Genomic DNA, 6,534 nt, shown 5'->3' on the forward strand with positions numbered 1-6,534 from the left:
ATGACCTTTATGAATCAATTACATCCGTATGATATTTGTGAAGTTCAATGCCCTCACGAATTTAATGGAATCAATCAGAAAATGTTGCAGCTTTGTTATCAGCCGATTATTGGGGTTGATGCAGTTGCCTTATATTTAAAGTTATCGGTTGAAGCATCAAATAAACATACTGCCTTTCATCATCATTATTTGCTTGATAGTTTAGATTTTGCGATTAAGCGGCTGTTTCAAGCAAGGATTACACTAGAGGCGATTGGCTTACTACAAACGTATTGTAAGGTGGAGAATGACACATCTCATTATATTTATCGTTTGAAGCAGCCGTTAGATTCGATATCATTTTTCGATGACCCTATATTATCTGTGTCATTAATGAGAAAAATCGATAAAAAAGCGTTTGAGCATTTGCGAGATACGCTTGCCCCAAAAGTTCAAAAGTTGCATGATTATACAGAGGTGACACGTGGCTTTAATGATGTGTTTTTAAATGTGACGGAAAAAGAACTACAGCATATCGAGGAGCTATATGTAGAACAACAGTTGGATCTGCTGACGAATGGCTATGATTTTGATTATAGTACTTTTGATTTCAAATTATTTTTCGACGGCATTAGTCAAGCAATGATTCCACATAAGCTTTTTACTATCGATTTGAAGCAAACGATTGCGAAAGTGGCGTTTCTTTATAAATTTTCACCATTAGATATGCAGCGGATTGTCCTGCAAGCATTAAATGGTGAGCAAACGTTGAGCGCCGCAATGATTGAAAAAGAAGCCAGAGACTATTACCAGCTAAGTTCGCACAGTCAAAACGAGTATAAGCTATTAAAGCGCTATGACATTGCATCGAAAGCGCAGAAGCCAGCGGAGCAGGATAATCGATCAACGCATAGTCAGTATTTGGACAAAACATCGCCTATTGAAGTATATGAGGATATTCACGGAGTTATTCCAACAGATACAACAGTTCGCGTGTTCAATGATTTTTTAAAGCGTGGTATTTCTTACGGCGTGATTAATACATTGATTGAATACATTGCGATGTCAGATGGTAAGCTTGATTATAATAGCAATTTAATGAATAGCATTATTGACACATGGGTGCGTCGAGGAGCCAAGACGGCAGAGGATGCGATGCGGATTGCGAAAGATGAGCATGGCAAGCGCAATGGGAAAGTGATGCCAACCATTCAAAAAACGGCTTCTGCTGCTAGTGGTATTCCAGATGCGACAAGAGATTATGAGCTTTCCACGCCATATGAATTTTTGAAGATACTCACAAAAGGCAAAGAGCCATTTAAAAATCAGTTGAAAACAGCGGAAAGCCTAATGACGGTGTATGAAATTGCACAAGGTGTAACGAATGTCATTGTTGAGCATGTATGGAAACTATCGAATGGCAAGCTGCCAGAAAAATTTGTCGAGTCCGTTGCGGCTGAAATGCAGCTGCAAAATATCCAAACGGCAGAGCAGGCCAAGCAGTTTTTAGCACAGCGAGGAACGAAGCCTTATAAAATTGGGCAAGAGGCACTTGGTGAATTCGCGGCATCCTCGCAAGCGCTTGTCTATGATCGCACAACACCGTATGAATTTTTAAAGCAGCTTTATGGTGGTAAGGAGCCTGTGCGTTTTATTGTGGAACTGGCGGAGGATTTGGTTTTGACTCAAAAAATGCCAATAGGCGTTGTCAATTATTTGATGGAATATGCGATGCGTGAAACGAATGGCAAATTAACGCAAAACTACGTACAGGCGATTGCGGGAAACTGGATGGCACACTCATTAAAGAGCGCGGCAGATGCATTGCATTTAGTTGAGCAAGAGCAAAAAGGTGCTGTGAAGTATAAAATAACAATGGACACGCCGCTTGCTTTTAAAGCAAAGCAGCAAGATTTAGCGAATTGGCTACCGCGCTATGACGAAACAACACCATATGAATTTTTAAAGGCATTGAAAAATGGTGAGGAGCCATTGCCATATGTCATTGAGATGGCTGAAAATTATGTTGAGTCCGGGCTAACGGTAGGTGTTGTCAATGCGATGTTTGAGTATGTTATTACAAAAGCAGGGCGCATTAATAAAAAGTATCTCGAAGCATTGGCAGCGAATTTGCAAATGCAAAATATTGTGCTCGCAAAAAATGCGTTACAATATTTGCAACAGCAAAACCAAACGGCAACAATTACAAGTGAAAATTTAACACAATATTATCCAGCGCACTATGTTTTTGGTGTGGCAGACGAGAAGTATGAAAAGCAGACACCGTATGATTTTATAAAAGAGCTAAATAATGGACAAGAGCCATTCCAGTACACGGTCAAGGCAGCAGAAAATTTAATTACGCGCTACGGCATGGTGCCTGCCGTTGTTAATTTCTTATTGGAATATGTGTTAGAGAAAACAGACGGTGCATTACCTGAGAAATATATCAATAGTGTGGCTGATTCATGGCGTCGCCAGCAAATCCAAACAGTGGAGCAGGCACAAAGCTATGTGAAAGGTGCTGAACAAAAGGCACTGGCAAGCAAAGGGAAGAAAGTCGAGATTGTTCCTGAATGGTTTAACAAGCCAAAGGAGGAGCCTGTCAAGGAAGAGTCGACAGAGGTAGTGGATATAGATGCAGAATACAACAAACTATTACAGCAATTTCGCAATTATGATGGGAAGGTGAAGAGCGATGGAACCGATTAAAGAATCATTAAAGCGCGTTGTCAACGTCCCATCTTTTCAAGAGCGCTATGAGGCGATGCGAAAGTCGATTTTGGAGCATGAAAAAATTCAACAATTTATGACAGCAAACGCGGAAGCAATCGATGCCCAAATGATTGAGCGTAGCTTGCTGAAGCTTAATGAATATATTAGCCAATCAACTGACTGCTGTAAATGTGGCACGACAGCGCAATGTACGAACTATTTGCAAGGCTTTATACCAAAGCTTTTAATAACGAATGGACGCATCGATATTACGTATGAGCGCTGTGAACAAAAAATCGTCGAGGATGAACGCCGAGAAATTGCCTCAATGGTATCGTCGATGCATATGCCAAAAGAGGTGTTACAGGCGGCATTCGAAGATATTACAATTGCTGGTAACAGGTCGCGACTTGATATCGGTCAGCGAGTTATGGCGTTTATTCAGGAGTACCGAGAAACGGGTCAGTTGCCTCATAAAGGCTTATATTTATATGGGGAATTTGGTGTTGGCAAATCGTTTATTTTAGGAGCAACCGCCAATGAATTAGCGAAGGTAAAGGTGAAGTCAGTCATCGTCTATGTACCAGAGTTTTTACGTGAGCTCAAGGCAGCAATGGGGGATCATACATTAGAGAGCAAGGTTGATTTTGTCAAAAGAGCACCTGTTTTAATGCTGGATGATTTAGGGGCAGAGGCGATTTCACAATGGGCACGCGATGAAATTTTAGGGGCAATCTTGCATTATCGTATGAGTGAGCAGCTGCCGACATTTATTTCCTCGAATTTTAATTATGATGAGCTAGAGCATCATTTAGCTCACTCCCAGCGTGGAGAAGTTGAGACAGTAAAGGCACGCCGCTTAATGGAGCGTATTAAAGCGACAACGATACTAATGAGAGTCGAAGGTGAAAATTTACGCCGTTAGCTGTTGCATTTTTTGTCGATTCAGCGTATACTGTGCTCATATAATCAAAGCATTGAAAAGGACATGAAGTTTGTGTAACGACTTGTAGAGAGGGGAGCCTTGGCTGGAAGCTACCTAAGAACGACACAATCTTTACTACCTTGGAGCAGTGGCGGGGATAATCCGTCAACGTTGATCAGTACGTTAACTGACCTAGAGCTTCGTTCGAGATATTTCTCGCAAGGAAGAAGGGTGGAACCACGAGCATACGCGTCGTCCCTTTGTTGGGATGGCGCTTTTTTTGTGGGAAAAATAAAGGAGGACATCAACATGTCAGAAATGATGAAATTAACTTTCCCAGATGGCGCTGTGAAGGAGTACGCAGTTGGCACATCGACAGAGGAAGTCGCACAATCTATTAGCCCAGGCTTACGCAAAAAAGCGTTAGCAGGTAAAGTAGATGGTCAATTAATCGACTTAAAAACACCAATTGAAGCAGATGCAGCAATCGAAATTATTACACCAGATTCACCAGAGGCGTTAGAAATTTTACGCCACTCAACAGCACACTTAACTGCACAAGCAGTAAAACGTTTATTCCCAGATGCGAAGCTAGGGATTGGTCCTGTTATCGAATCAGGTTTCTATTACGATATCGATTCACCAACACCGATTACAACAGAAGATCTACCTGTAATCGAAAAAGAAATGCGCAAAATTATCGCTGAAAATATCGAAATTGAGCGTAAAAATGTCTCTCGCGATGAAGCGCAAAAAATTTACGAAGAAGTTGGAGACGAATATAAATTAGAGCTGCTTGAAGCGATTCCAGCAGATGAGCAAGTATCGATTTATTATCAAGGTGATTTCTTTGACTTATGTCGCGGTATTCACGTACCGTCAACAGGCAAATTGAAGGAATTCAAGCTATTATCACTTGCCGGTGCATACTGGCGTGGTAATTCAGATAATAAAATGCTACAGCGTATTTACGGTACAGCATTCTTCACAAAGGATGAGCTAAAGCATCATATTCAAATGCTTGAAGAAGCAAAAGAGCGTGACCATCGTAAAATTGGTAAAGAGCTAGATTTATTCATGACTTCTCAAACTGTGGGGCAAGGCTTACCACTATGGTTACCAAATGGTGCAACAATCCGCCGTACGATCGAGCGTTATATCGTGGATAAAGAAATCTCATTAGGCTATAAGCATGTGTATACACCAGTGCTTGGCTCGAAAAAATTATACGAAACTTCAGGTCACTGGGGTCACTATCAAGACGGCATGTTCCCACCAATGGAAATGGACAATGAAACATTAGTTTTACGTCCGATGAACTGCCCGCACCATATGATGGTATTTAAAAATGGTTTACATTCATACCGCCATTTACCAATCCGTATTGCGGAGCTTGGTACAATGCACCGTTATGAAATGAGTGGTGCGGTATCTGGCTTACAGCGTGTGCGTGGGATGACATTAAATGATGCACATATTTTCGTTCGCCCAGACCAAATTAAAGCAGAATTCAAAAAAGTAGTGGAATTAATTTTAGAAGTATATAAAGATTTCGATATTAAGGATTATTCATTCCGTCTATCATATCGTGACCCGAACAACAAAGAGAAATATTTCGATGATGACGAAATGTGGGAAACAGCACAAGCGATGCTGAAAGAAACAATGGATGAATTAGGCTTGGATTACTTCGAAGCAGAAGACGAAGCTGCATTCTACGGTCCAAAGCTAGACGTTCAAGTAAAAACAGCGATCGGTAAAGAAGAAACATTGTCAACGGCACAGCTTGACTTCTTATTACCACAGCGCTTTGACCTTTCTTACATCGGTGAAGACGGTCAACCACAACGTCCAGTGGTAATCCACCGTGGTGTTGTATCGACAATGGAACGCTTCGTAGCCTTCTTAATCGAAGAATACAAAGGTGCATTCCCAACTTGGTTAGCACCAGTACAAGTGGAAATTATCCCTGTATCGAATGCGGTGCACTACGATTATGCAAAGCAAATCGAAGAGCAATTAATGGCAGCAGGTATCCGCGTAGAAATGGATGACCGCGAAGAAAAACTGGGCTACAAAATCCGCGAAGCCCAAATGAAAAAGATTCCGTACATGCTTGTTATCGGAGATAAAGAAGTCGAAGCAGGCGGCGTCAACGTTCGTCGCTACGGCTCGAAGGATTCGGAGACAGTATCGTTTGAGGAATTCTTGAATGGATTACGTGAAGAAGTGAAAAAATAATAATGGAAACAGCTCCTATTCATGTAGGGGCTGTTTTTATCTTGATTCAATTGAGAAGAGTGGGAACTCTATTTAAAAGTAGACACTGTAATATAAATTGAATTGCTGTACACGATGGTGTGAGAGGTGTGAATATTTCCTTTTACTCTTTATGATGGCTGAATATCGTAGAATCTATATCCTTATCGCAACCTTCAAGGATATATTCTGTATTTTGTGTATGCTTAACCACATCAATGGAAGTACAGATTGCTTCTATGATTTGTCCACTCCCGTATTGATCTTTAGTTGTGTCTATTGAGTATTTGATACTATCTGTATCATATGCAAGCTCATGAAATATTGGATCACCCTCAGTTGTATAGCGCACGACTCTAACATCATCCTTTTCTCCACCTTCAATATGATTTAAAAATGACTCAAATCGTTCTATATTTAGTATTTTATCATGAAGAACTACTACATCTTTGGGTAAAGCGGTATATAAAGAATCTGTATCATAGATGTTTTCGGTATTTTGACAACCTGCAATTAAGAAAATGGATAACAAGAGAATAATTTTTTTCATATTTATCTCCTTTTGTTTTTATGAAAAACTTGAATATTTTCATAAGTGAATATATCAATATAGTAACAAATTTTCTATTATAAAGATTATTTTTAATATTATCTTT

At 40.2% G+C, this 6,534-nt stretch carries 4 protein-coding genes; 3 read left to right on the forward strand and 1 reads right to left on the reverse strand.

Going from position 1 to position 6,534, the window contains the following annotated elements:
* The 3 genes from C9J34_RS10435 to thrS all read left to right on the forward strand — a co-directional run bounded on the left by C9J34_RS10435 (position 1) and on the right by thrS (position 5,860).
* Positions 1-2,691 (forward strand): DnaD domain protein, encoded by a 2,691-nt coding sequence (locus C9J34_RS10435; RefSeq protein ID WP_107839806.1) that lies wholly within the window; start codon positions 1-3, stop codon positions 2,689-2,691.
* Positions 2,678-3,619, forward strand: coding sequence for a primosomal protein DnaI (gene dnaI / locus C9J34_RS10440; RefSeq protein ID WP_107839807.1), 942 nt, complete (start codon positions 2,678-2,680; stop codon positions 3,617-3,619). The genes C9J34_RS10435 and dnaI overlap by 14 nt, the downstream gene beginning before the upstream one ends.
* Before the next feature lie 309 nt (positions 3,620-3,928).
* Positions 3,929-5,860 (forward strand): threonine--tRNA ligase, encoded by a 1,932-nt coding sequence (gene thrS / locus C9J34_RS10445; RefSeq protein WP_107839808.1) that lies wholly within the window; start codon positions 3,929-3,931, stop codon positions 5,858-5,860.
* Between the two features lie 142 nt (positions 5,861-6,002).
* Here the strand turns inward: thrS and C9J34_RS10450 are convergent, their stop codons facing one another.
* Positions 6,003-6,428: a DUF4362 domain-containing protein gene (locus C9J34_RS10450; protein ID WP_107839809.1), complete on the reverse strand. Its 426-nt coding sequence runs from the start codon at positions 6,426-6,428 to the stop codon at positions 6,003-6,005.
* Between the last annotated feature and the right edge of the window lie 106 nt (positions 6,429-6,534).

The sequence above is a fragment of the Metasolibacillus meyeri genome (genome assembly GCF_003049505.1).
In the GTDB taxonomy this organism is placed as follows: Bacteria; Bacillota; Bacilli; order Bacillales_A; family Planococcaceae; genus Metasolibacillus; species Metasolibacillus meyeri.

What these genes read in the sequence shown, in the direction of transcription:
- dnaI (WP_107839807.1), top strand. Translation starts at nt 2,678, where the DNA reads ATGGAACCGATTAAAGAATCATTAAAGCGCGTTGTCAACGTCCCATCT.
- C9J34_RS10450 (WP_107839809.1), bottom strand. Translation starts at nt 6,428, where the DNA reads ATGAAAAAAATTATTCTCTTGTTATCCATTTTCTTAATTGCAGGTTGT.
- C9J34_RS10435 (WP_107839806.1), top strand. Translation starts at nt 1, where the DNA reads ATGACCTTTATGAATCAATTACATCCGTATGATATTTGTGAAGTTCAA.
- thrS (WP_107839808.1), top strand. Translation starts at nt 3,929, where the DNA reads ATGTCAGAAATGATGAAATTAACTTTCCCAGATGGCGCTGTGAAGGAG.